The 26,530-nt window shown below is 46.1% G+C and carries 15 protein-coding genes; 8 read left to right on the top strand and 7 right to left on the bottom strand.

The genetic code is table 11. From position 1 onward, the window contains the following. Window positions 1-9: 9 nt before the first annotated feature. The 3 genes from AAHN97_RS17255 to AAHN97_RS17245 are packed head-to-tail and all read right to left on the bottom strand — an operon-like array spanning window position 10 to window position 2,460. Window positions 10-930 (bottom strand): ParB/RepB/Spo0J family partition protein, encoded by a 921-nt coding sequence (locus tag AAHN97_RS17255; protein ID WP_343303304.1) that lies wholly within the window; start codon window positions 928-930, stop codon window positions 10-12. After that, window positions 914-1,735 (bottom strand): ParA family protein, encoded by an 822-nt coding sequence (locus AAHN97_RS17250; RefSeq protein ID WP_074243039.1) that lies wholly within the window; start codon window positions 1,733-1,735, stop codon window positions 914-916. Before AAHN97_RS17250 ends, AAHN97_RS17255 begins: the two co-directional genes overlap by 17 nt. Window positions 1,736-1,779: 44 nt before the next feature. After that, window positions 1,780-2,460 (bottom strand): metal-dependent hydrolase, encoded by a 681-nt coding sequence (locus AAHN97_RS17245; protein ID WP_343303303.1) that lies wholly within the window; start codon window positions 2,458-2,460, stop codon window positions 1,780-1,782. Window positions 2,461-2,703: 243 nt separating this feature from the next. Between AAHN97_RS17245 and AAHN97_RS17240 the strand changes: the two genes are divergently transcribed. From AAHN97_RS17240 to AAHN97_RS17210, 7 genes are all read left to right on the top strand, one after another. After that, window positions 2,704-3,987: a metallophosphoesterase gene (locus tag AAHN97_RS17240; RefSeq protein WP_343303302.1), complete on the top strand. Its 1,284-nt coding sequence runs from the start codon at window positions 2,704-2,706 to the stop codon at window positions 3,985-3,987. 36 nt (window positions 3,988-4,023) lie between these two features. Further along, window positions 4,024-4,926, top strand: coding sequence for a hypothetical protein (locus AAHN97_RS17235; RefSeq protein ID WP_343303301.1), 903 nt, complete (start codon window positions 4,024-4,026; stop codon window positions 4,924-4,926). Between the two features lie 95 nt (window positions 4,927-5,021). Beyond that, the gene (locus AAHN97_RS17230; protein WP_343303300.1) at window positions 5,022-5,636 is read left to right on the top strand and encodes a porin family protein; all 615 of its coding nucleotides are present in this window, start codon (window positions 5,022-5,024) and stop codon (window positions 5,634-5,636) included. A 162-nt stretch (window positions 5,637-5,798) separates the two neighbouring features. Beyond that, the gene (lon, locus tag AAHN97_RS17225) at window positions 5,799-8,201 is read left to right on the top strand and encodes an endopeptidase La (RefSeq protein WP_343303299.1); all 2,403 of its coding nucleotides are present in this window, start codon (window positions 5,799-5,801) and stop codon (window positions 8,199-8,201) included. A gap of 141 nt (window positions 8,202-8,342) precedes the next feature. Beyond that, window positions 8,343-9,416, top strand: a complete 1,074-nt coding sequence (gene porQ / locus AAHN97_RS17220) for a type IX secretion system protein PorQ (protein WP_343303298.1) — start codon at window positions 8,343-8,345, stop codon at window positions 9,414-9,416. Between the two features lie 19 nt (window positions 9,417-9,435). Further along, window positions 9,436-10,215 carry an ABC transporter ATP-binding protein gene (locus AAHN97_RS17215; protein ID WP_074243046.1) on the top strand — a complete coding sequence of 260 codons (780 nt, stop codon included), beginning with the start codon at window positions 9,436-9,438 and terminating at the stop codon, window positions 10,213-10,215. Between the two features lie 2 nt (window positions 10,216-10,217). Continuing rightward, window positions 10,218-11,900 carry a hypothetical protein gene (locus AAHN97_RS17210; RefSeq protein WP_343303297.1) on the top strand — a complete coding sequence of 561 codons (1,683 nt, stop codon included), beginning with the start codon at window positions 10,218-10,220 and terminating at the stop codon, window positions 11,898-11,900. A gap of 31 nt (window positions 11,901-11,931) precedes the next feature. On the opposite strand, the gene AAHN97_RS17205 is transcribed toward AAHN97_RS17210, so the two are convergent. The 4 genes from AAHN97_RS17205 to ahcY form a co-directional block, all read right to left on the bottom strand. Beyond that, on the bottom strand, window positions 11,932-12,663 hold the full coding sequence (locus tag AAHN97_RS17205) for a pyridoxine 5'-phosphate synthase (RefSeq protein ID WP_074243048.1): 732 nt from the start codon (window positions 12,661-12,663) through the stop codon (window positions 11,932-11,934). Window positions 12,664-12,672: 9 nt separating this feature from the next. Then, window positions 12,673-13,398 (bottom strand): DUF3307 domain-containing protein, encoded by a 726-nt coding sequence (locus AAHN97_RS17200; protein WP_343303296.1) that lies wholly within the window; start codon window positions 13,396-13,398, stop codon window positions 12,673-12,675. Between the two features lie 46 nt (window positions 13,399-13,444). Then, window positions 13,445-14,074, bottom strand: a complete 630-nt coding sequence (locus AAHN97_RS17195; protein ID WP_343303294.1) for a SatD family protein — start codon at window positions 14,072-14,074, stop codon at window positions 13,445-13,447. 146 nt (window positions 14,075-14,220) lie between these two features. Next, the gene (ahcY, locus tag AAHN97_RS17190; RefSeq protein WP_343303293.1) at window positions 14,221-15,549 is read right to left on the bottom strand and encodes an adenosylhomocysteinase; all 1,329 of its coding nucleotides are present in this window, start codon (window positions 15,547-15,549) and stop codon (window positions 14,221-14,223) included. 414 nt (window positions 15,550-15,963) lie between these two features. Here ahcY and AAHN97_RS17185 point away from each other — a divergent pair, with 414 nt between their 5' ends. Beyond that, the gene (locus tag AAHN97_RS17185) at window positions 15,964-26,523 is read left to right on the top strand and encodes a Calx-beta domain-containing protein (protein WP_343303292.1); all 10,560 of its coding nucleotides are present in this window, start codon (window positions 15,964-15,966) and stop codon (window positions 26,521-26,523) included. The last annotated feature ends 7 nt before the right edge of the window (window positions 26,524-26,530 follow it).

Genomic DNA, 26,530 nt, shown 5'->3' with positions numbered 1-26,530 from the left:
TACCCTGCCTTATTTTTCACCGTATAATGATAATTTTTCCAGGATGCTATCCAGTTCTTCATCTGAGTAAAACTCGATATTGATACTTCCTTTTCCGTTCTTACTTCTGTCCAGGTTCACTTTGGTGGAAAAATGGGAGGCCAGGTTGTCCTGTATTTTCTGATAAGCAGGAGGGAGGGAGCTTTTAGCCGGTTTCTTCGCACTATTCTTGTCGCTGTTCTGATTCAGTTTCCGCACCAGTTCTTCCGTCTGGCGTACGGAAAGGCCATTTTTCATGATCTCACCGAAGATGAACAATTGCTTTTCCACGTTCTCCACACCAATAAGCGTACGGGCATGGCCCATGCTTAATTTGCCGTTCCTTACTGCTACCTGGATGTCCGGCGGCAGTTTCAGCAGGCGTATATAGTTGGTAACGGTGCTTCTTTCTTTACCCATCCGGTCTGCCACCTGCTCCTGGGTGAGGGATACCTCTTCCATGAGCCTTTTATAGCTGAGGGCTATTTCTATGGCATTCAGATTTTCGCGTTGGAGGTTTTCCAGCAGGGCCAGTTCCAGAAGTTCCTGGTCGTTAGCCTGGCGAACATAAGCGGGGATATCCTTGAGTCCGGCCATTTTACTGGCACGGAAACGGCGTTCACCGGCTATCAGCTGGTATTTCTTTCCAACTTTGGAAACCGTAACAGGCTGAATGATGTCGTGTAACTTGATAGACTGACTCAGCTCCTGTAAAGCCTGCTCATCGAAATCCCTTCTCGGTTGTTTGGGATTCACTTCAATCTGGTCCAAAGGAATGCGCTCTATGCCGGTAGCCTGAGCCACAACAGTATCGCCCAAAGCACTGGTAGTTTGCTTCAGGTCTGTATCTATATTCTGCAGCAGCGAGCGGATACCTTTCCCCAACGCTTCTTTCTTACTCGGATTGGTCATCGTTAATTGCTAAGATTTTATCTTCTGTTCTGATCTTTGTGAAGTTATGTTTTTGCAGGATCTCTTTGGCCAGGTTCAGGTAATTGATAGCACCTGTACTCATAGCATCATACATGATCACTGATTTACCAAAGCTGGGCGCTTCTCCCAGTTTGGTGTTCCGGTGAATGATAGTATTGAACACGCTTTCTTCAAAGTGTTGTTTTACTTCGTCCACTACCTGGTTGCTGAGGCGCAAACGGCCATCGTACATGGTCATGAGAATGCCTTCAATCTCCAGGTCTGTATTGAGCCTGCTTTGAACAATCTTGATAGTATTGAGCAATTTACCCAAACCTTCCAGTGCAAAGAACTCGCACTGAACGGGAATGATCACGGAATTGGATGCTACGAGGGCATTCACGGTGATCAGGCCCAGGGAAGGAGAACAATCTACGATCACGAAATCATAATCGCCCTGAACGGAATCAATCACTGATTTCATCACTCTTTCCCGGTTAGGGTGATTGATGAGTTCCAGTTCAGCACCTACGAGGTCAATATGAGAGGGCAGCACTTTCAGGTTGGGGGTATCTGATTCCAGTACCACATCCTTTGCCTGTACATCATTCACCATGCAGTCGTACAGGCTCTGCTGTACATTGCGCAGGTCAAAGCCCAGCCCTGTGGTGCTGTTAGCTTGCGGATCTGCATCAACGAGCAGTGTTTTGTACTCCAATACTGCCAGGCTGCTGGCCAGGTTAATAGCGCTGGTGGTTTTCCCCACGCCCCCTTTCTGATTGGCGATTGCGATAATTCTTGCCATTGTTCTGTCTTAAATTCTAAGGTTGAAATAGGATAATCAGGAACCTAAATATTGATCGTTTCCCCTATCGCCGGCAGCAGTAAAGTTAATCCTGCTGCTTCAAACTGCTGGGTTGCTTCCTTATGATCTATTTTAATATATCCGAATGTGTCGTAATGTACGCCAACGATCCGGCTGCATTCAATAAACTCTGCTGCAATGATGGCATCCTCTACCCCCATGGTGAAGTTATCTCCTATTGGCAGGATGGCAAAATCCAGTTTGGCGAAACGGGGGATCAGTTCCATGTCGAACGTCAGCGCCGTATCTCCGCTATAATAAAAATTGCCTTCTGAAGTGGTGAAAACAAAGCCCAGGGGATTTCCGCCATAACTGCCATCCGGCAACCCGCTGGAATGATGTGCAACTACGCATTTAACAGTGCCAAAGTCAAAAGCCCATTTACCACCCGTATTCATGGGGTGTACATTGGAGATGCCTTGTTTGGAGATCCATTCCGTCAACTCAAATGCTCCTACCACCTTTGCACCCGTTCTCTCTGCCACGCCTTTCAGGTCTGCCACATGATCCGCATGCCCGTGGGACACAAATATGTAATCTGCCTCAATACGATTTACATCTATTGAACTGGCCAGATCGTTAGGGGTAATAAAGGGATCGAAAAGGATCTTTTTACCCTTTACCTCCACTGCAAAGCTAGAATGGCCGTAATAGGTGAACTTCATATTGTATTTTATAAATTATTAATGCCTAATCCGACAAAAATACAACGAATCGCTAAAATATGGGGCAGGCCCCTCATTTATTTATTCACACCCGCCGCTGGGGAAAAGTAAGGATTTTTCCCGGGGGATTGCAATTTTTCGGTCACATGATCGTCTACTTAACCAAACAACCATTCCTAACCGGGTGGTTTATGGTAAATTTGTCGTTTCGGCTTTAAGAAAATAATTGATTTATACATATTTATGAGAACGGGACCTTCTGCCTTGTCTACCTTATTTATTGTACTCCTCTTTCTGGCGATGGACGCATATGTGTTTGTAGCGATCCGCTCCATTGTGGCAAACTTTTCTCCTAAATGGAAAATGGTGATTTTCACCCTCTACTGGTTAGTTTCCGCCATTATCCTGGCCTCGGTCCTTTTTTATTCGAAGATCCCCTGGGAAAAGTTCATGCTGGCGCGTTCCTATTACATTACGGTAGCGGTGGGTGTGTTCTTTGCCAAATTACTGGTGATCGTTTTCCTGCTGATCGATGATGGCCGAAGGGGCGTGCTCTGGGTGATAGAAAAAGTACGTTCAGCTCCTGCTGTGGCTTTGGTGGAAGAGGGCAAGGAGGAAGCTTCCGGCATTTCCCGCTCCCAGTTCCTGATGAAAACAGGCCTTTTGCTGGGTGGTACCATGCTGGGCACACTTTTGTACGGGCTCAGTAATAAATATAATTATCATGTACGCAAGATCCGCCTCACATTTAAGAACCTGCCAGCCGCCTTCAAAGGCATGACCATTGTGCAGATCTCCGATGTGCATTCCGGTAGTTTCACTGATAAAGAGGCAGTTATGAAAGGTGTGGAACTGATCAAAGCCCAGAAACCTGACCTCGTGGTGTTCACCGGGGACCTGGTGAATGATAAATCTGACGAAATGGACAATTACATCTCCGTTTTTAACCAGATCAAAGCGCCCATGGGCGTATATTCCACACTTGGAAACCACGATTACGGAGATTACTTCCCCTGGCCGGATTATGACGAGAAACGCCAGAGTATACTGAAAACGAAGAACTTAGAACGCCTTAAATCCATCCATGGAGAAATGGGCTGGCGCCTGCTGATGAATGAACACGTGATACTGGAAAAGGATGGGGAAAAAATGGCCCTGCTGGGTATTGAGAACTGGAGCGCCAACCCGCGTTTTCCCCGCAAAGGTGATATGAAGGCAGCTTACGAAGGCACGGCAGACATTCCCTTTAAGATCCTGCTTTCCCATGACCCCACCCACTGGGATGCCCAGGTGAGGAGTGATTATAAAGACATAGACCTTATGCTGGCAGGGCATACCCATGGTATGCAGTTTGGCGTGGAGATACCCTTTTTCAAATGGAGCCCGGCCCAGTATATCTATAAACAATGGGCTGGTCTTTACCAGGACGGCAAACAAAGCCTGTATGTGAACCGCGGCTTTGGATTCCTCGGCTATCCCGGCAGGGTAGGCATTATGCCGGAGATTACGGTGATTGAATTAGTATAGGATTTTTCCTATATCTTGCATATCCAAGGCCTGGCTATGCAATTCCGTATCATCTTTTCACTATTGCTCCTTTCTGCTTTGCAGGCAGCAGGCCAGTCTTTGGCTGACCTCGAAAGACAATTGGATTCACTGCTTAATAAACAAAAGAAAAGTGAAGTGGTGATAGGCCTGGGATTTGGCAACAACCCGGCATATGGCGGAAAGGCTACAGACCCTTTCAGGCCGGTTACCATGAAACCTTTCCTCTCTCCCAATATTTCGTATAACCATAAGAGTGGCCTGTATGCATCTGTATACAGTTACTATCTCCTGAATGCCACGCGCAACCCATGGTTTGAGCTGGACCTTAATGCAGGTTACGATTATACGAAGAACAAAGATTTCATCTCCGGCATTTCCTACACGCGTTACTTTTATAAAGATTCTTCAGACATACCGGCCACGCCCATTACCAATGAAGTATTTGCTTATTTCTTTTACCGCAAATGGTGGCTGGAACCCGGTATCAGTGTGGATTTTGGCTGGGGCAAATTCAAAGAGCAGCTTAACCGCAGGCAGGAACGTACTATCACCGGCAGTGATTTCAATATCATTGCAGACGTACGGCACTCTTTTATTTTCCTGGATGTACTCAAGAAAGATGCAGCCATCCTCCTGATGCCTGTAGCCTCTTTTACCGCAGGTACCGCACATTACTACAGCAACCTCAAAAGTTTTCAATACGTATCCCGCTCTAAACTGATCAAGCGCCGCAACAGGGAAGCTACGATCAGCGACAAAACAGGTTTTCAACCAAGAGCAGTGGACCTTGGTGTGAGATTGTCCTACATCATCGGAAGGGTCACTGTTTCCCCATCTTACACCGCCTTCAAACTCCTGCAGGGAGAGGATAACGCCATTACCGGATACTTTACAGCCAGCGTCAGCGTTACTTTATAGAATTCTAGCATGCCTTTTGTATGTGTAATAGGGGTCAGGAATATTTCCTGCGTCTATTATAGGAGTCATTTTATTAGGACATTAAACAAACCAATATGAAAAAACTGTTTTTCGCCCTGGCAGTCATTACATGTGTAACCGTATCCACCGCCAACGCCCAAAAATTATTACGCTTCGGTATTAAAGGAGGAGCTAACCTCGGAAAGATTGACGGAACCGGTTATGACGAAGCCTTCAAACTTGGTTATCACCTGGGTGCTTTTGCGCAAATTAATCTTGTAAAAGGATTTGGTATCCAACCGGAATTGGTTTTCTCTTCCACCAAAGCAGAAGTAAAGAACACTTCTGAATTTGAACTGGATAATGAATACGATAACCTGAAAGAAACCAAACCCAAATTGAACTATCTCAGCATTCCCATCCTGGCAAACATTGATCTGGGGTCTCCCCGTTTCAAATTGCAGGTAGGTCCGCAATTCAGCATCCTCACCAGCAAAAAGAAAAATGTGTTCCAGGAAGGTAAAGAGGCATTTAAAAGCGGTGACTTTTCCGCAGTTGGTGGTCTCTGGCTGCAATTACCCATCGTAAATATCAGTGCCCGTTACGTGATCGGTCTTTCAAATGTGAACGATGTTACGGTAGCTGGTGCCACTGATCCCAGTAAATGGAAAAACCAGGCCATTCAGCTGGGTGTTGGTATCACCTTATAGTTTTCAACCTACATCTGACATATAGAGGATATCCTGCAAGGGTATCCTCTTTTTTTATATCCCGGATCATGGCATTAAAGTTGACTATATAGCTATACTATCTAATTGGGGGTGATTTGAGCCAACGTACTGACATATTGTCCCCGGACTTAAAACTGACAGATGAACACATTTTTCTTAGGCAATTCGGAAGAAGAGATGGAATTTATGCCTATCATCCCCCTCAACGAAGATGGCGAGGGGATGGAGGATGACAAGATCCCTGAAGAACTTTCCCTGTTACCACTACGCAATACCGTACTTTTTCCCGGAGTAGTTTTACCAATTACCGTTGGGAGAGATAAATCCATAAAGGCTGTAAATGACGCTTACAAGACTGACAAAATGATTGGTGTTGTAGCGCAAAAAGACAGTAACATAGAAGAGCCCGGTGTAACCGATCTCAGTGATGTGGGTACCGTGGCCAAGATCGTGAAACTGATCAAAATGCCGGACGGAGGCACTACTATCATTATCCAGGGGCGTAAACGCTTTAAGATCAAGGATATAGTGACGGAAGATCCTTACTTCAAAGCGCGTTACGAACTGCTAAGCGATGAAGTGGATGAAAATGATTCTGAATTTGATGCCTACGTTTCTTCCATTAAAGACCTGGCAGCGCAGATCATCCAGTTATCACCCAATATTCCTTCAGAGGCCAGCATGATCCTGAAGAATATCGAGAACGCCCCTTTCCTGATCCACTTTGTTTCTTCCAACCTCAACAGCGATGTAAAGGAAAAGCAACAACTCCTGGAGATCAATAACCTGCGCGTTCGTGCAGAGCTGCTGATGAAATTGCTGCAGGTAGAACTGCAACTGGCAGAACTGAAGAACAAGATCAATAATAAAACCAAGGCAGACCTGGATAAACAGCAAAGGGAATACTTCCTGCAACAGCAGCTGAAATCCATTAAAGATGAACTGGGCGGAGACTCTAACGACCGCGAAGTGAAAGAGATGCAACGCAAGGCCGAACTCAAAAAATGGCCGGAAGCTGCAAAAGAACTTTTCACCAAAGGCATTGAGAAACTGGAAAGGATGCATCCAAGCACACCGGATTATTCCGTGGTGTACAATCACCTGGACCTGATGCTGGACCTGCCCTGGGCAGAATACACCAAAGACAGTTACGATCTGAAGAAAGCCAAAAAAGTACTGGATAACGATCACTATGGCATGGATCGCATCAAGGAACGTATCCTTGAATACCTGGCCGTACTGAAACTGAAAGGGGACATGAAATCACCCATCCTTTGTTTTGTAGGCCCTCCCGGTATCGGTAAAACATCCCTGGGGCGTTCTATTGCCAATGCCATTGGCCGTAAATATGCCCGTTTAAGTCTTGGTGGCCTGCATGACGAAAGTGAGATCAGGGGGCACCGGAAAACTTACATTGGCGCTATGGCGGGCAGGATCCTGCAAACCATCCGCAAGGTAAAATCTTCTAACCCGGTGATGATCCTGGACGAAATAGATAAAGTAGGGAACGATTTCAGAGGAGACCCGGCTTCCGCACTGCTGGAAGTACTGGACCCTGAACAGAACGGTACCTTCTACGATAACTACCTGGAGCTGGAATATGACCTCAGCAAGGTATTATTCATCGCCACCGCCAACAATATCAATGCAATACCATTGGCCCTGCGCGACAGGCTGGAGATCATTGACCTGAGCGGTTATTCCATTGAAGAGAAAGTGGAGATCGCCAAACGTCACCTGATCCCTAAACAGAAAGAAGCACATGGCCTCAAGGATTATAAATTCACTTTTGCCAATAAGGTGATCGAAAAGATCATTGCTGATTACACCCGGGAAAGCGGTGTGCGGGAACTGGACCGCCAGTTTGCTGCTATCATGCGCTCCCTGGCTAAAGATGTGGCCCTGGGCACAAAGCTGAAAGATACCATTTCGGAGGAAAGGGCGGATAAAGCACTGGGGAAACCCAAATACAGCAATGAGATCTATAAAACCGGTAATCCTGCAGGGGTAGCGGTAGGTTTAGCCTGGACGTATGTGGGAGGAGATATCCTCTTCATTGAAACCAGTCTTAGTGATGGCAAGGGAGAACTGAAACTTACCGGTAACCTGGGAAATGTGATGAAAGAATCAGCTGTTACCGCGCTCAGTTATGTACAATCCAACGCTACTGCCTTAAAGATCGATCCGAAAGTACTGCAGCATAAAAATGTGCATGTACACGTGCCGGAAGGTGCCGTTCCGAAAGATGGCCCCAGCGCAGGTATTACCATGCTTACGGCACTTGTTTCCAGCTTTACCGGCCGCAGGGTGAAACCTTACCTGGCAATGACCGGTGAGATCACTTTACGTGGACAGGTATTGCCGGTTGGCGGGATCAAGGAAAAGATCCTTGCTGCCAAACGTGCCGGTATCAAAGAGATCGTGCTCTGCTGGCAGAACGAGAAGGATATTACGGACATTAATCCTGAGTATATCAAAGGATTGAAGTTCCATTATGTAAAAGAAATGAACCAAGTGCTGGAAACAGCGTTATTAAAGAGATAGAAACAAGGTTATTCATTCCTGGCATACCTTGTTACCACAAGTTCACTTTTAGCGAAGTGAGCGCATGTTGATTGTTTAAGGGTTTAAAATAAAGCCATCCGCAAGGGTGGCTTTATTGTTGTTATTTGTATCTTCATTTTCGTGCTCCGCAACCTGTTTATATTACTGTTATTATCCTCCTCCGCTCATGCACAGGTGCTGGGTGGAAAAAACGTCTATTCCTTCCTGGACCTGCCGGCTGCTCCGCAGATCACCGCATTGGGAGGTGTGAACGTCAGCCAGCAGAATAATGATCTTTCCCTGGCATTACTGAATCCCGCACTGTTGAGGCCTTCTATGCATACACAGCTGCAGGTGAATTATGCCGGTTATTTCGCCGGCGTGAAATACCTGCATGTAGCGGCTGCTTTTCATGTGCCTTCTGTGGCTACAACCTTTGCCACCAGTTTGCAGTATGTAGGTTACGGAGATATCACGCATACAGATGCAGCAGGGAATGTAATGGGTACCTTTCGCCCGAATGATCTTGCCTGGCAGATCAGCGCTTCGCGCAAATACCTGGAAAAATGGTATTACGGGCTGAGTATAAAATATATTCATTCCCGTTACCTGCAGTATCAATCTTCCGGTATCAGTACAGATGTGGGGATTGCCTACCAGGATACCGCCAGGGGATGGCAGGCCGGGCTGATGGCAAAGAATATGGGTACACAGCTGAGTGCCTATGGTGGCGGTGAAAAAGAACCTTTACCTTTTGATCTGCAGGTGGGTATTTCAAAAAAACTGGAACATGTGCCTTTGCAGTTATCCGCTACCCTGCATCATATTTATCAGTTCGATATCCGGTATGCAGATCCGGGTTTTGAAGAAGGAACAATCATAGAGAACGGGGATACCACTAACAGAAGCAGCGGTACGGTAGATAAGATCTCCCGCCACTTTGTGCTGGCGGCACAGTTTGAAGTAGGGAAGTATGTGGAATTAACAGCAGCTTATAATCACCTGCGGCGAAAGGAACTGGCCATGGTATCCCAACAGGGATTAAGCGGTTTCTCTTTAGGCGTTGGCGTGATCGTGAATAAATTACAATTACGCTTTGCACGATCCTGGTATCAGCGGACCGTTGCATTTAATCATCTTGGTATCAGCCTGCCATTGAATCAGTGGATGGGACTGGGGAAATTCGGCGACCGCATTGGCTGGAAGCCGGATTGACCATTTAAAAATCATACATATGCAGCCTATTATCTCTATCAGGGATCTCAGAAAAAGTTATGGTGAAAAGCAGGTGCTGAAAGGCATCAACCTGGAAGTTTATCCCGGCCAGATCATTGGTTACATTGGTCCGAATGGTGCAGGTAAATCCACTACGGTAAAAGTACTGATTGGTTTGCTCAGCGACTTTGAAGGAGAAGTGACCGTACTGGGGCAGGACCTTCGCAAAGATACACTCGCAATTAAAGGCCTCATTGGTTACGTACCGGAGAATGCAGAAATATATGATGTGCTCACACCCATGGAATACCTGTCCTTCGTAGGGAAATTGTATAAACTGGATGAAACGGTTATAACCGAACGGGCTACCCGCATGCTGGATGCTTTTGGCTTGCTGGGAAACAGAGATCAGCGGATGGACACTTTTTCAAAAGGGATGAAACAGAAGGTACTGATCACTTCAGGCCTGTTGCATAACCCGCAGATCGTAGTGCTGGATGAACCGCTTTCCGGGCTGGATGCCAATGCGGTGATCATTGTTAAAGAGATACTCTCCCTGCTGAAAAAAGAAGGTAAAACTATTTTCTATTGCTCTCATATGATGGATGTGGTAGAAAAAGTATCTGACAGGATTGTACTGATCAACGAAGGAAGTATTGTGGCAGACGGTACGTTTGAACAATTGAAACAATCTGAAGGGGATACACTGGAAAAAGTATTTGCAAACCTTACCGGCAAGGAAGGTTTTTCCGGTGCGGCAGATGCATTTATTCATGCATTAGGGAATCAAAACAGTTAATCATGAACAAATTCTTCTTATACCTGGTTTCCCTGCTGAATCCCGTATGGAGGCGTTTAGGCGTTGATGTGGAACAATTGAGGGCCATCCTGGAAGTAAAGCTCAAAATGGATGACCGCCGGCCTTCTGCTTATACGCAGGCCCGTCAGCAAAAGAAAAAAGAGATCAAGAACGGTTCCTGGAGTGTGATCATTATGTCCTTTGTGATGGGCATATTTTACCTCTATGCTTTCTTTATTGCAAAGGACCATTTCCTGCAGATGCTGATATGGTTCTCGTTGTTTATGATGATGATGTCTACCACATTGATCGCAGACTTTACCAGTGTACTCATAGATGTGAAAGATAATTTCGTGATCCTGCCCAAGCCGGTGAATGATAAAACCGTAGTGGTATCCCGCATGATGCACATTGTGATCCATATCTCCAAGATAGTGGTACCCATGATGCTGCCGGTGCTTATATACCTCTTCTTCGAAACAGGCGCCATCTCTGCACTTTGGTTTGTGATACTGGCATTGTTATTATGCATCTTCAGTATTTTTCTCATCAACGCTGTATACCTGATCGCTTTACAATTAACCACCCCGGAGAGGTTTAAAGAGATCCTGAACTGGATCCAGATGATCCTGTCTGTATTACTCTTTGGTATTGTTTACCTGGCTCCGCGTGTGATGAAGAATGTGAACCTGGCAGAGGTGAAACTTTCCGATCATACCTGGCTGAACCTGGTACCGCTTACCTGGTTTGCCGGTGCCTGGCAGGCTGTAACAGATGGCATCTATACCCCACAGTTTTTAATTTTCATCGCCTTATCCTTCATCGTTCCTTTTGCGAGCCTGTGGCTGGTGATCAAAATATTTGCACCCAGCTTTAACAGGAAACTGGCTATGTTGGGAGGGAGTGGAACAGATAATGGCAGGCCGGAGAAAGCACAGGCTGTTTCTTCGGGGATACCATGGTACAAACGCCTGGCCCGCCTGCTCACCAGTAGCAGCCAGGAGCGCTTGTCTTTTGAACTGGTATGGCTGATCACAGGCCGCAGCCGGGAGTTTAAGCTAAAGGTGTACCCTTCCCTGGCTTATGTGGTGATCTATTTCATCTACTTCTTTTTTACCGGTGAACATACTTCAGCAGGGGAGAAGTGGAAACACTTACCGGAAACAAAGATGTTCATCTTCCTGATCTACAGCAGCAGCTTTGCGTTCATCACTGCTATCAGCAACCTGGTGTATTCTGATAAATACAAAAGCGCCTGGGTATATTTTGCGGCGCCGGTTGAATCTCCGGGGCTCTTACTGATGGGGGCTTTCAAAGCCTCGCTGGCGAAGTTTTTCGTGCCTTTTTATTTATTGCTCTCTGCTTTTTCATTGTGGGTATGGGGCTTAAAGATCATGCCTGATCTGATACTGGGCTTTTTTAATGTGATTGTGATCAATCTGGCCTTTGCATTCATCTACCTGCGGAGATTACCTTTTTCTGCGGAATTAAATATTAAACAAAGCGCAGGTACCTTCATTAAAGGAATGCTTATTCTGATTGTACCGGGCGTGATAGGTGTGGGGCATTATTTTATTGCAGGATATATCTGGCTTGTGCTTATTTTCGGACTGATGTCCTTTGCGGCATTGTACCTCCTGTATGCGAAGTACAGGGAAACAGGCTGGGCTAAGCTGGAAGCATAAAAAAGGCGGGAATATTTCCCGCCTTTTTTATTTAGTCAACTAAAAGCCGCTTATATAGCTGAATGGTATTTTCCAATCCAAAATAAATGGCGTCTGCCACCAGGGCATGGCCAATAGATACTTCTTTCAGCTGTGGGATATGCAGCTTGAAGAACCGGAGGTTATCCAGGTTCAGATCATGGCCGGCATTTAATTCCAGCCCGATAGCAGAAGCTTCTTTAGCAGTGTTCTTATAATCGTTGAATAAACGAAAGTTCTGCGGTTGTGTGCGGGCCTTCGTGTATTCCTCTGCGTAAGGGCCCGTATACAACTCAATCCGGTCCGCTCCTGCGGATTTGGCACCTTCTACTTTACTGATATCCGGGTTGAGGAAAACAGACACCCTGATGCCTGCTTTTTTCAGTGTGCTGATCACGTCTTTCAGAAAAGACTGGTATTGCACGGTATCCCAGCCGGTGTTGGAAGTGATAGCGCCCGGAGGGTCAGGAACGAGGGTGCATTGGTGCGGTTTTACGGCCAATACCAGGTCCATAAATTCCTTCGAAGGATATCCTTCAATATTGAATTCAGTTGTAACCAGCGGCTTCAGATCCCTTACATCCTGGAAACGGATATGGCGTTCATCCGGCCGGGGATGTACCGTAATACCGTCAGCACCGAACCGTTCACAGTCTTTAGCTACCTGTAAAATATCCGGCAGGTTGCCACCGCGTGCATTACGCAGTGTGGCGAACTTATTGATGTTAACACTCAGCTTCGTCATGCAGCAAAATTACGCCAATAAAAACTTTACTACAAGTCCTGCGAAAATAGAGGCAGAGAAACTCATCAGCGTACCAATGAGGATGTATTCCGTTTCTCTGCGGTTCTCATTATCCTTCAGATCATTGAAGCGAAGGATAGATTTCGCTGCGATCAGGAAGCCAATGCCTTCATAATGATCTGTGACAATAAAAGTAAGCACCAGTATCCTTTCAAAGATACCGATCCATCTTCCGGCTTCACTCAGGGAAGCCCTGCTGTTGGTGAACCTTGCATCTGCCACCTGGTCCCGCCAGCGTTTGGTGGTAAAACCCAGGAGGAATGAAATAGGCCATATCACGGCCACATAACCCAACAGGATGGCCCATACGGTTTTGTCTTCCAGGATGCCAGACAGGAAAGGTAGTACCCTGGCCCATCCTGAGGATACCTGGATCCACAATACCAGTATCACCAGTACATGCAAAGCCTGGTCGATGAGAAAGTTGCGGGCATTGTCTTTCCGGTATACTTTCCACCAGTCTATCAGAAAATGGGAGACGGCAACGATTGCCGGAATGATCCATTCCTGCCACCAGCCGGTGAAAACATAGATCAGCACACCATGCATGATGGAGTGAATGTAAAGAAAGGGCGATGCAGCTTTATGGCGCCGTTTGTGTTGAACAAAACCGGTGGTTTGCAGCGCGAAGTCACCTATAAGGTGGGCGCAGAGCCATTTAATCAATAAAAGCATAAGATATGGTTTTAAAACATGGATGAATTTTGCAAATCGAAATTCACTAAAACATAGATGAAATCTGTAGCTCAAACCTGCTGATGATCATGGTGATCACCTGCCACCCTGCTGCCTGTAATCTTTGATTGACAGCCGGCTGGCGGATCTTCAGCTTCTCAGCGGTTTGCGCCTGGGTAAGTCCGTTCAGTTGTTCCAGTATGGCTTCTGCCTGTGGAGCGCTCCAGCGTTCGATCAGGAAAGAAAGCACCTGGCTGTGAATAGCCCATTCCTGGTTAACAGCGGAATGGGGGCTAACAATAGAGATGAGCCCGTTCTTTTTCTTCAGCTCATCCAGGTAGGGGCCCGAATGTTGAAAGGCCGTACCATCTGATGTAACAACGTTTTTTGAGGTAAAAGTAATATCGCCTGTACCAATGGATATGCGTACCTGGAAATTTTCTTTTCGGAGCCATGCCTGTAATAGCAGGCCGCTGTATAGCGCCAGTTCTGGATTTTGAATGAATACCGCCTGGAAACTGTCTCCCCGGTACTGTTCTGCCCTGAAAGTAGCATCCTTTTCCTTTATGGCCGCGAAAACCCTTTCCAGTATTTTCTGGAAATGCTTACGCTGCGTGGCTTTCAGCAGGGAGGATTGAATAATATCGCCGGTTATTACGGCTGCTTGTTTTTTCATGGCTTATACAAATATAAGCCTATAACCTTATAATACCCCATTATAAGTCTATAGCCTTATATTATACCATTATAAGCCTATAGCCTTATAATCAGAAAAGCAGCCCGCTGGGGCTGCTTTTCCTATGATCAGATCTTTAAGATCTACTAGTAACGGTAGTATTCAGGTTTGAACGGACCTTCAACCGGAATGCCCAGGTAAGTGGATTGTGTGTTAGTCAGCACATCCAGCTCAACGCCGATCTTTTTCAGATGGAGGCGGGCTACTTTTTCATCCAGGTGTTTAGGCAGTACATATACCTTGTTCTCGTACTTGTCTGTGTTCAACCACAGTTCAAGCTGAGCGAGTGTTTGGTTAGTGAAGGAGTTACTCATCACAAAAGAAGGGTGACCGGTAGCACAACCCAGGTTCACCAGGCGGCCTTCAGCCAGCAGGATGATATCTTTACCATCAATGGTATATTTATCTACCTGAGGTTTGATCTCCACTTTAGTGTGACCGTAGTTGGTGTTCAACCAGGAAACATCAATTTCGATATCGAAGTGACCGATGTTACAAACGATGGCTTTATCTTTCATCGCTTTGAAGTGTTCGCCGGTGATGATATCACGGCAACCGGTGGTTGTTACGATGATGTCTGCTTCTTTTACAGCATCCGCCATCTTTTTCACTTCGTAACCTTCCATAGCAGCCTGCAGCGCACAGATCGGGTCAATTTCAGTTACAATAACACGGGCACCGGCACCTGCGAGAGACTCGGCAGAACCTTTACCCACATCACCAAAACCAGCAACTACAGCAACCTTACCTGCAATCATTACATCCGTAGCACGACGGATAGCATCTACGCAGGATTCGCGGCAACCATATTTATTATCAAATTTGGATTTGGTAACGGAGTCATTGATATTGATAGCTGGCATAGGTAAAGTGCCGGCTTTCATTCTTTCATACAGACGGTGAACGCCGGTAGTAGTTTCTTCGCTAAGACCTTTAATATGCTGGATCAGTTCAGGATAAACGTCAAAAACCATATTGGTGAGGTCACCACCATCATCCAGGATCATGTTCAGAGGACGATCAGTGCTGCCAAAGAACAGAGTTTGTTCAATACACCAGTTGAAATCTTCTTCACTAAGACCTTTCCATGCATAAACAGGGATACCTGCAGCAGCAATAGCAGCAGCAGCGTGGTCTTGGGTAGAGAAAATATTGCAGGAGCTCCATTGTACTTCTGCACCCAGGGCTACCAGGGTTTCGATCAGCACAGCTGTTTGAATGGTCATGTGTAAGCAACCGGCAATACGCGCACCTTTCAGGGGCTGAGATTTACCATACTCTTCACGCAGGGCCATCAAACCCGGCATTTCGGCTTCCGCCAGTTCTATTTCTTTGCGACCCCACTCTGCCAAAGACATGTCTTTAACTTTGTATTTGAGGCTCAAATCAATCTTGGATTTAGCAATTGTGGACATTCCAGTAAATTTTTGGCAAATCTACCTTTATTTCTACTTTCTACATAATGCTTTCTATTAAACCTCTCTTAAAAAAAGATCCCTGCCCTGAGAGTAACTGCTTAATATACATATAAAATATCCTAAATTAATATTTGCATTAATATTATAAATAATATACATTTGCTATCTGGTGCAGTTAATACCAGTTTGTTACATATTACTATTTGGAGTCATTGACGTAGAATAAACGTTTGGAATAGAAGGAGTTAAGAATCTAAAGAAGGGAAAAGGGCCATCTTGCCTGTGCAGATTACCCACTACAGTGAAGTTCCACTACCGGAAAATGTATTAGCCGGGATATAACGTCAGCCTCGAGATATCTAGTATGGATGTAAAGAAATTTAAAGTTTTATGTTAGTCCTATCCTTACCTATGAAAAAACCGCGGTATGCGGGTGCAAACCATCTGCGTTTCGCTATTGTAGCCATTATGGCTTTCTTTTTCCTTTGCGGAGAAGTACATGCCCAGGCGCAGACGGCCGTTATCAACCCTACGGGAGGTACCGCCCTTGATAATAACCTGCGTATTGAAGTAAGGGATAGCTGTATACTGGTCAGGCGGAAAGGAGTGGACCAGTATAACCTGGATAATAGCCTGCCGAAGGAAGATATCGGTTTAAGGACCTATTTCACCCTGGAACAACGGTTTGGGCCATTTCAGGAGAAGACGCCCAAGTATGTGAAAGCCTGCGAGATATCAGATGTATATGGGGATGGTTCGCTGGGAAATCCCTACAAGATTGTGACCTTATCTTCTTTCCAGAACCTCAACAGCGCCACTTATAATGTTACCACCGTATATACTTATGTAAACGGAACCTCTTATTATAATATTGATTTTTTTATCAGTTCAGATGAAGAAGCGCTGAATGGTCCTGTTGGTGCAGAAAGGGGAGGGCAATATTACATTCATATTTATTTATCCCAACGAAACTGGATGGGTACTGAGGATTGTAGCACAGGTTTCTTCTCCGGTGAAACATCCGTTGTTTTTGATCCATATCTTAATCAGGGTATGCCTGACCCTGCTCAGACGATCAAGAGCATAGTAGGGTATAAAAGAGACAACGCATCCTGCCCCTCCGGACCGGAAGGTGTAAATGTATTCAAAACAAATGCCGGCTTCACCTCCTGGTTTGCAGGCCCTACAAATAGCAGGGACACAAAAGTGAATCCCGGGTTCCTGTTAAGCAATAATATCAATATAGTACCACAGGCCCAGGGAGTGGCAGTGCACAAAGCCGTTTTTATGGACGCCACAGCCATGGAGATCAATCACGCGATCAAACGTTTTGCCGTTGGTTTTGATTCTACTGAATTGAAGAATGTTTTTGTGCAGGACCCGAACCCGCCTCCCGGATTTACCCATTTCCCCTTCGGTAAAGCTACTATTGAATTATCTGATGCTAACCCTTCCGGACCGGAAGGAGATAATACACATGTGATCAGCAACCTTACCTTAAAGGTAAGCGGCGCCAGGTTTAACCTTCCCCAGCTGGCTACTGTGAAAGTATACCCTACCACCAGCGGAACAAATGATGCGGTGGCAGGTACGGATTATGAAGTGTTATATGCCAAAATACTGATCCCCGCGGGTGATTACACTTTTGTACCGGGTAACTTTCCTTTGAACAATATCCTGATCAAAGGAGATGATGACCTGGACCCGAACAAAACTTTGCGGGTGGAATTAACGAATGATTGTTCTCCGCATCTGCAGTTAGGCACTGTTACCGATGTTATTTATACGATTGAAGATGATGATGCGAATGACCTGTTCATAGAGCCGGCGCAGACTACACTGGAAGAAGGAAAGAGCATGAAAGTGAAAGTAAGGATGTCCGGCACTCCCTTATTAACGGATGTGGTGGTTACCCTGGCTAAAGGAACGGCGGATGCGGAAGCAACAGACCACAGTGTTATTCCTGCTACGGTTACTATTCCTGCCGGCAGTCTTTTTTATGAATTTGATTTTGATGCAACAGCAGACCGGATATTGGAGCCGGCAACGGAAAGTCTTGATATCACAGCTACCGCAACCATATCAGGCATTAACAGAACACATACTACCACTATCAGTATCATTGATACAACAGGATTAAACCCTGCTAACAAGATCATCACTTTCACTTCTCCGGCTACTACAGAAGGGAATAACGCTACCATCACTGCCAGCCTGCCAATAGGCGTGACAACAGAGTTGCCTGTTGTGATTGCCATGACGGAGGATTTTTCAAGTACTACAGACCCTACCGATTTTGGTGTTGCATTTCCATCCGGCATGACCATTCCGGCTGCTGGAAATAATATCTCTTTTACCTTGCCTGTTGCTTCCGATGCTAAACTGGAGTTACAGGAATCGTTGGTGTATAATGGCTCCAGTACAGGTTTTGCGGTGAACAGTGGCCAGCTGGATGTTATCCAGGAAGCGGTGAACCTTACACTTGAATTCGGAGATCCTGCAATTACTCAGATGACGGAAGGAGATGCTAATCCAGGTATAATTGTCCGGTTGCCTTATGCAACGGATTTCGCATTTGATGTGGAATTGGAAATTGATCCAACTTCTACAGTGAACATAGATGATTATTACTATCCTGACCCGGCGGATTTTAAGATCCATTTTTACCCGGGAATGGATTATGCAGCGTTCAATCTTTTTGAAATTTTACCGGACAACTGGTTGGAACTTCAGGAGAAGCTTGTCATAAAGGCAAGCTCACCGGGTTTTACGGCTACTACGGCTACCCTGCTGATCAATGACGGGAATGTTGTGACCCCTGGCAGATTTGAATATTTCCTTGAAACCGTGGATGGTTTGACTGATTATACGGAAGGGGAGACAGTTCAGTTGAAAATCACAGCAGTAGGTGACTTGTCTTCCGAACCTATCACCTTTACGATCGGCACTGCCAGTACAGATATTAATATTACAGCGGCAGATTATGAATTACCGCTTACCGTTACGCTTCCGCCGTTTCAGGATGTAGTCACCTTTGATCTGAAACTCAAAACGGATGCATTAGCAGAAACGGACGAACAGTTGATTATTACAGCAGATGGTGATATAGTGGGTACTCCTTATAGCCTATCTCCTTTAATCGTTAATATCAAGGATGGAATAAACCCTGTTATCGAATTCACTGCATCAGATGTTACAGAAGGAGGGACTGCAACAGTAACGGCAACCCTGCAATCCGGCGTAGCGTTAACAGATATTGTGATCACCCCACAAAGGATTTCCGGTAGTGCCATTGATGATGATATTGTTTTGCCGGCTACTGTAACCATCCTGGCCGGTTCCTCCAGTTCCCTGCCCTTTACTATCAGTGCAGTTCCTGATGATATCCTGGAAAGACAGGAGACACTGGAACTTGGCGGTACAGCTACCGGATACATTATTGCTCCGGTAACCTTAAATGTTAATGACGCTACAAGCGCTGTTTCAGCTAATAAGAATATTACTTTAACGCCTGTTACCACTGATATTACAGAAGGTAATACCGTGAAAGTATGGATTCGCTTACCGGGTAGTATCACTACTTCGGAAGAACTGAGTATTGACCTTACTGCCAGTTCTGTAACCTTGCTGGGTACAGAATACACGATATTACCTGTTAATGTTAAGATACCGGCAGGCGGACATGAAATTTCATTCGACCTGACGGCCAATACGGATAATGTACTGGAGCCAGATGAGTTATTAGATATCACTGCGAGTTCGAGGATCTTCGATGAAGATAAAACGGCTACTACGCAGATAACTATTAAAGATGCTACAGGTACAGCGGCAAATAAAACGATTACCGTTGGTAATGCTGTATCTATAGCAGAAGGACTTACGGCTAACTATGCATTCAGTTTGCCTTTGGGCATCACAACCCAGGACCCTCTGGTGATCCAATTAACACCGGGGCTGGGAACCGATGCTGCTGCCGGGGACTTTGTGGGGAATGTATATCCTTTATCGGTGACCATTCCTGCAAATGGTAATACCTCAACACTATCTGTTCAACCAAAAGCAGATGGCATTATTGAGAACCAGGAGAAACTGATACTGGTGCCATCTTCACTGGGTTATACATTTACCAGAAATGTTGATCTGGATATTATAGATGCTGATCTGGCAGGTGCTACCATTGTACTCAGCGCTGCTGCTGCAAATGTGGCGGAAGGTAGTTCAGTTCGCATCACCGCTACATTGCAGGGATCACTTACAGCTTCAACTCCCATCAATGTGGTGTTATCTAAAGATGGCGCATCTGTTGCGGGTGCTACTGACCATGGTGCTTTAGGTACAATCACCATTGCGGCTGGTGATGCCGATGGATTTGTAGACATCACAGCCAATACAGACCTGATCCTGGAGAACACAGAATCCCTGATCCTGAACGGCACAGCCACCGGCATTACTGTAACTGGTACCACGGTGAACATCACAGATGCTACAGGTACCTCAGCCAACAAACAGCTGACCCTAACCCCTGATGCCTCCACAGTGGCAGAAGGCGGCAGTATCCAGGTGAAAGTAAGTCTGCCCGCTAGTATTATTACTTCAGCAGCACAAACTATCAGCTTAACGAGCGGTACAGGAACCGTAGCTACTTTGCTGGGCACAGAATACACCCTGCCCGCAACAGTTACCATCCCTGCAGGAGGTAGTGAAGCCACCTTCACCCTTACTGCGAATACCGATCAAATTATAGAACCAAACGAGACGTTAGAGATCAGGGCTACTGCTACCATATTCGGTGAAGCAGTAACCATATCTTCCAACGTAGCTATTACAGATGTAACAGCCAGTAAGCTGATCACGATCACGGGTGCTACTACTGTAACAGAAGGCAGCAATGTCACCATCACTTTCAGCCTTCCGGGAGGTACCACTACTGCTGAGGCACTGGATATTGATCTGGCAGTAGCCGGAACTTCCACAGCTTTGCCTGCAGACTTTAATGGTGTATTCCCGGCTAAGGTAACCATCCCTGCCAACGGTGATCACATTGATCTAACCTTATCTGCTAAGACAGATGGTGTTATTGAAGCCTTAGAGAAACTGGAATTAATCCCGAGTGCAACAGGTGGCTTCACATTTAGTAAAAATGTAGAACTGGATGTTGTAGATAATGATCTTTCCGGTGCATCTATATTGCTGACCACTTCTTCTGCTAATTTGCTGGAAGGCGGTACAGCAACAATAACAGCCACTTTGCAAGGTGGGCTGATTGCAGGAAGTGATATTGTTATCACATTATCAAAAGCAGGTACTTCTGCAGTGGCTAATGATGAACACAATGCATTAACTACGATCACTATTCCTGCAACCCAAAGTGCGGGAACATTCACCTTAACAGCTAATACAGATGATCTGCTGGAGCCTTCTGAAAACCTGGATATAGCAGGTATGGCTTCGGGCTTTACGGTTATCCCTGTTACTGTGAATATTGCAGACCTGAATGGCCAGAATAGTAATAATAAGATATTCACCATTACACCTGTTGCCGCATCTGTTCCAGAAGGTAGTTCAACGGTTGTGAAGATCAGTCTTCCTTCTCCGCATAGAACACAGGATGCGCTGACTATTACTTTAAGCAGAGGTGCTTTATCGAGTGCTTCCCTCCAGACTTCAGAATATAATGACTTTACCGGATCGGTAGTAATACCGGCTGGCGGAAATGAGGTTACATTTAACCTGGATGCACTTACTGATAATAGCATTGAACCAACAGAGCAATTGCAGCTGGAAGCGACTGCAATGGTATACGGTACATCCATTACGGCTAAGACCACTGTATCGATCACAGATGTAACAGCCAGCAAGCTGATCACAATCTCTGGTGCTGCTACGGTAACAGAAGGCGGTAATGCCACTATTACATTCAGCCTGCCCGGAGGTATCACCACTGCTGAGGCACTGGATATTGATCTGGCAGTAGCCGGAACTTCCTCTGCTTTGCCTGCAGACTTTAATGGTGTATTCCCAACTAAGGTAACCATCCCTGCCAACGGTGATCACATTGATCTAACCTTATCGGCTAAGACAGATGGTATTATTGAAGCTTTAGAGAAACTGGAATTAATCCCGGGTGCAACAGGCGGCTTCACGTTTAATAAGAATGTAGAACTGGATGTTGTGGATAATGATGCCACAGGAGCCACCATTGTACTCAGCGCCGCTGCTACAAACGTGGCGGAAGGTAGTTCAGTTCGTATCACTGCTACTATACAAGGATCACTCACCTCTGCCACTTCCATCACTGTAGTGTTGTCTAAAGATGGTGCATCTGTTGCGGATGCTGCTGACCATGGTGCTTTAGGAACAATCACTATCACAGCTGGTGTAGCCGATGGATTTGTAGATATCACCGCCAATACAGACCTGATCCTGGAGAACACAGAATCCCTGATCCTGAACGGCACGGCTACCGGCTTTACTGTAACTGGTACTACGGTGAATATCACAGATGCTACAGGTACCTCAGCCAACAAACAACTGACCCTGACCCCTGATGCCTCCACAGTGGCAGAAGGTGGCAGTATCCAGGTGAAAGTAAGTCTACCCGCTAACATTATTACTTCAGCAGCACAAACTATCAGCTTAACGAGCGGTACAGGAACCGTAGCTACTTTGCTGGGCACAGAATACACCCTGCCCGCAACAGTTACCATCCCTGCAGGAGGTAGTGAAGCCACCTTCACCCTTACTGCGAATACTGATCAAATTATAGAACCCAACGAAACGTTAGAGATCAGGGCCACTGCTACGATATTCGGTGAAGCAGTAACCATATCTTCCAATGTAGCGATTACAGATGTTACAGCCAGCAAGCTGATCACGATCACTAGTGTTACTACGGTAACAGAAGGCAGCAATGTCACCATCACTTTCAGTCTGCCAGGAGGTACTACCACTGCCGGGGCACTGGATATTGATCTGGCAGTAGCCGGAACTTCCACAGCCTTGCCTGCAGACTTCAATGGTATATTCCCGACTAAGGTAACCATCCCTGCCAACGGTGATCACATTGATCTGACCTTATCTGCTAAGACAGATGGTGTTATTGAAGCCTTAGAGAAACTGGAATTAATTCCGAGTGCAACAGGCGGTTTCACGTTTAATAAAAATGTAGAACTGGATGTTGTAGATAACGATGCAGCTGGTGCTACCATTGTACTCACTACCGCTGCTGCAAACGTAGCTGAAGGAAACACAGTAAGGATCACAGCCACCATTCAAGGAAGCCTGATCTCTTCAACAAACATTACCATTGCGCTCACAAAAGACGGCGCTTCTGTTGCGGATGCTACTGATCATGGTGCTTTAGGAACAATCACTATTGCAGCTGGTGCAGCCGATGGATTTGTAGATATCACCGCCAATACAGACCTGATCCTGGAGAACACAGAATCCCTGATCCTGAATGGCACAGCTACCGGCTTTACTGTAACTGGTACTACGGTGAATATCACAGATGCTACAGGTACCTCAGCCAACAAACAACTGACCCTGACCCCTGATGCCTCCACAGTGGCAGAAGGTGGCAGTATCCAGGTGAAAGTAAGTCTGCCCGCTAACATTATTACTTCAGCAGCACAAACTATCAGCTTAACGAGCGGTACAGGAACCGTAGCTACTTTGCTGGGCACAGAATACACCCTGCCCGCAACAGTTACCATCCCTGCAGGAGGTAGTGAAGCCACCTTCACCCTTACTGCGAATACCGATCAAATTATAGAACCAAACGAAACGTTAGAGATCAAGGCCACTGCTACGATATTCGGTGAAGCAGTAACCACATCTTCCAACGTAGCTATTACAGATGTAACAGCCAGCAAGCTGATCACGATCTCTGGTGCCACTACCGTAACAGAAGGTAACAGCACAACGATCATCTTCAGCCTGCCAGGAGGTATCACCACTGCAGAAGCCATAGAAATTAACCTGGCACCGGGAATAAATACCCCGGCTGTAGTCGCAGCCGACCTCAATGGCGGCATCCCTGACAAAGTGATCATCCCTGCCGGCGGCAACGATGCCACTTTAACCATCCAGGCAAATACAGATGGTGTAATAGAAACTGTAGAGAAACTGCACCTGATCCCATCCGCTGCCGGAGGATTTACCTTCAGCCAGGATGTATCATTAGATGTACTGGATGAAAACCATAGTGGTACCATTACTTTCACCAGCAACACGGCCGCTGTCCTTGAAGCAAAAGGTGTTGCCACTATAACAGTCAGTCTCCCCGGTGTACTGACTGCAGGCAGTGATATCCAGGTGAACATCACCAAAGGATCTTCCACAGCAAGCCTCTCAGATCACAGTGCTTTACCGGCATCTGTAACTATTGTTACAGGCCAGCATGAAACAACTTTCACTGTTTCTGCTCCGATGGACCTCATCCTGGAAGGCACAGAAAACCTTGTACTTGAAGGTTCTGCCTTAGGGTATGGGGTGAGCGGCACAACCATACAGATCGAGGATTCTACACACAGGGATCCGCTGAATACAGTCATATCACTGCATCCAAATGGAAGTAGTATTGCAGAAGGCACAACAGGCCATTTCTATGTCAGCCTTCCGCCAAATGTTGAATCCAGTACACCTGTAACTGTGCAACTGGCTAAAGCAGGTGCATCCTCTACAGCTGCAGATACAGATCATACAAATATTCCGGCAAGCATTACTATTCCCGCGAATAATAATACCAGCGCTAATTTTGATATCTCTGCAGTGATAGATGGTATTATTGAACCAATAGAAACAGTACAGGTGGATGGAGTTGTTCCTGCAGGATTCACCTTTGCAAGTGCCGGCATTGATATCACAGATGCTACCGGTCTTACCCTGGCAAACAGGCAGATCAGGATCACAATAGATTCAACTATCCTACACGAAGGCAATACCAGCAAAGTAATATTTGCATTACCAACCGGTATCACCTCTGCTACAGATATAGCTATCACTGTGAGTGCCTATAGCAGCTTCTCTGCTAATGCTGCCGATTTCACACTCACACCTAATACCGTGATCCTGCCAAAAGATGTGAATGAGGTAACCGTGGTGTTGGAAGCAATTGAGGACAATACAGATGAACCGGATGAACAGTTAAGACTGACAGGTACTGCTGCCAGCTTTACAGTATTGCATAGCAATACAGTCAGCATCCCTGGCTCAGGTGCTCCGGCTGTTACAGTCACCGCCGTTAAAACAACAGATGCATCAGAACCTTCCACACCAGGCGTGTTCACTATCAAACTGCCTGGCAGTACTGCTGCGCCTGCTGATATCACCGTGAATTATACGGTAACAGGATCGGCGGTATCTAATGAAGATTACGAACCACTTTCCGGTGTGGCTATTATCAAAGCAGGAGACAACGGGGCCACTGTTCCGGTTGTCGTAAAAGATGATCAGATCATTGAGGGAGATGAAACCCTGCAATTGACAATTCAATCTGCCAGCTTTGTTCATTTCGGTAATACCATTGCTGCAAACGTTGATAATACCGGCGGAGCAGGCATGCTGATCCTGGATGACGAAAACATTGCAGAGGGACGTAAGATCTTAATCGAAAAAATAAGCGATGCTTCCGAACCATCCGGCAATGGAAGTGTAAGGGTGCGTTTTGCACATGCTCAATTTACCGCTACTGTTCCTGTAACAGTCACTTACACGGTATCGGGCACAGCAGCCGCTGATGTTGATTATAATGCTTTATCCGGTACGGTAACAATTCCTGCCGGTGACAATGATGCGATTATTCATATTGTACCAAAAGATGATACAGACCTGGAAGGAACAGAAACCATCATCATTCAGTTAACAGGTGCCAGTGCAGGACTTCCGCTTGCAACGCAACAGCAGGCCACAGTGAACCTGGCTGATAATGATATGATGACGGTAGAAGTATCTGCACCGGCCAGTGTTACAGAAGGTACTGCCATCCCGGTAAAAGTACGCGCTTCACAAATCACTCCGGTAGATATGCCGGTAATCATCAGCCTGCAGCATGATGCCTTCAGGACGGTAACTACCAGCGCAACGTTTACCATTACAATACCGGCTAACCAGCAGGAAGCCACCTTAAATGTAGTACCGGATGATAATGATATCAATGATGACAATGGTTTTGTGAACCTGACCATTCAGCCATTTGCCGGTGCAGGGCAGCCATATGGAATAGGTACAAAGGCAACAGCTGCCACAATAGTAACAGACAACGATCCATTGGAGATCTCATTCAAAGTGGATACAGCCAGGGTGAAAGAAGGAAATGCCGCGATCACGCCATTAGGCTTCACCGTTAAACTGAACCGTATGAGCAGCCGTGTGATCAATCTGAACTACCAGTTTGCAGATGCGTTTGAAGGAGCAGGAGCAGATAAAGATCCTATGAGGGCCAGGGCAGGAGAGGACTTCCAGTCGCACATTACCAGTCTGGCAATTGCACCTATGCAACTGGAGGCTGAGATTGTAGTGCCGGTGATCGGGGATGTGGATTCAGAAATAGATCAGCTCTTCGCCATACGCTTGCTTACAGCTACAGTAGCATCTTCAGAAAATGCACCATCGGTGGTAAATCCGCTCGTAGCCGTAGGTATTATACAGAATGATGATCAGCCGATTGAAATGGAGATCAAAGTGAATAAAGGTTTGTCGCCGAATGGTGATGGTAAGAATGATGTGCTCTTCATTGAGAACCTGGAGAAATATGTACAGAATGAGATCGTGATCGTGAACCGTTGGGGAGGAACAATCTTTAAAACAAGTAATTACAATAACCAGTCAAACAATTTCAGCGGTCGCGCTAATACTGGTGGTGGTTCCGGAAGTAATCTGCCGGATGGCTCTTATTTCTATGTTCTGCATGTGTGGGACAGCAGTGGAAATATGACACGCCACACAGGATATATAGTATTGAAACGATAAACCTATC

Origin of the sequence: Chitinophaga niabensis (genome assembly GCF_039545795.1) — a bacterium.
In the GTDB taxonomy this organism is placed as follows: Bacteria; Bacteroidota; Bacteroidia; order Chitinophagales; family Chitinophagaceae; genus Chitinophaga; species Chitinophaga niabensis_B.
The sequence above is the reverse complement of the archived record's forward strand: the minus strand, read 5'-3'. Positions and strand labels throughout refer to the sequence as shown.

Coding starts and splice junctions, on each gene's coding strand:
- AAHN97_RS17255 (WP_343303304.1), bottom strand. CDS start 930: ATGACCAATCCGAGTAAGAAAGAAGCGTTGGGGAAAGGTATCCGCTCG.
- AAHN97_RS17250 (WP_074243039.1), bottom strand. CDS start 1,735: ATGGCAAGAATTATCGCAATCGCCAATCAGAAAGGGGGCGTGGGGAAA.
- AAHN97_RS17245 (WP_343303303.1), bottom strand. CDS start 2,460: ATGAAGTTCACCTATTACGGCCATTCTAGCTTTGCAGTGGAGGTAAAG.
- AAHN97_RS17240 (WP_343303302.1), top strand. CDS start 2,704: ATGAGAACGGGACCTTCTGCCTTGTCTACCTTATTTATTGTACTCCTC.
- AAHN97_RS17235 (WP_343303301.1), top strand. CDS start 4,024: ATGCAATTCCGTATCATCTTTTCACTATTGCTCCTTTCTGCTTTGCAG.
- AAHN97_RS17230 (WP_343303300.1), top strand. CDS start 5,022: ATGAAAAAACTGTTTTTCGCCCTGGCAGTCATTACATGTGTAACCGTA.
- lon (WP_343303299.1), top strand. CDS start 5,799: ATGAACACATTTTTCTTAGGCAATTCGGAAGAAGAGATGGAATTTATG.
- AAHN97_RS17215 (WP_074243046.1), top strand. CDS start 9,436: ATGCAGCCTATTATCTCTATCAGGGATCTCAGAAAAAGTTATGGTGAA.
- AAHN97_RS17210 (WP_343303297.1), top strand. CDS start 10,218: ATGAACAAATTCTTCTTATACCTGGTTTCCCTGCTGAATCCCGTATGG.
- AAHN97_RS17205 (WP_074243048.1), bottom strand. CDS start 12,663: ATGACGAAGCTGAGTGTTAACATCAATAAGTTCGCCACACTGCGTAAT.
- AAHN97_RS17200 (WP_343303296.1), bottom strand. CDS start 13,398: ATGCTTTTATTGATTAAATGGCTCTGCGCCCACCTTATAGGTGACTTC.
- AAHN97_RS17195 (WP_343303294.1), bottom strand. CDS start 14,074: ATGAAAAAACAAGCAGCCGTAATAACCGGCGATATTATTCAATCCTCC.
- ahcY (WP_343303293.1), bottom strand. CDS start 15,549: ATGTCCACAATTGCTAAATCCAAGATTGATTTGAGCCTCAAATACAAA.
- AAHN97_RS17185 (WP_343303292.1), top strand. CDS start 15,964: ATGAAAAAACCGCGGTATGCGGGTGCAAACCATCTGCGTTTCGCTATT.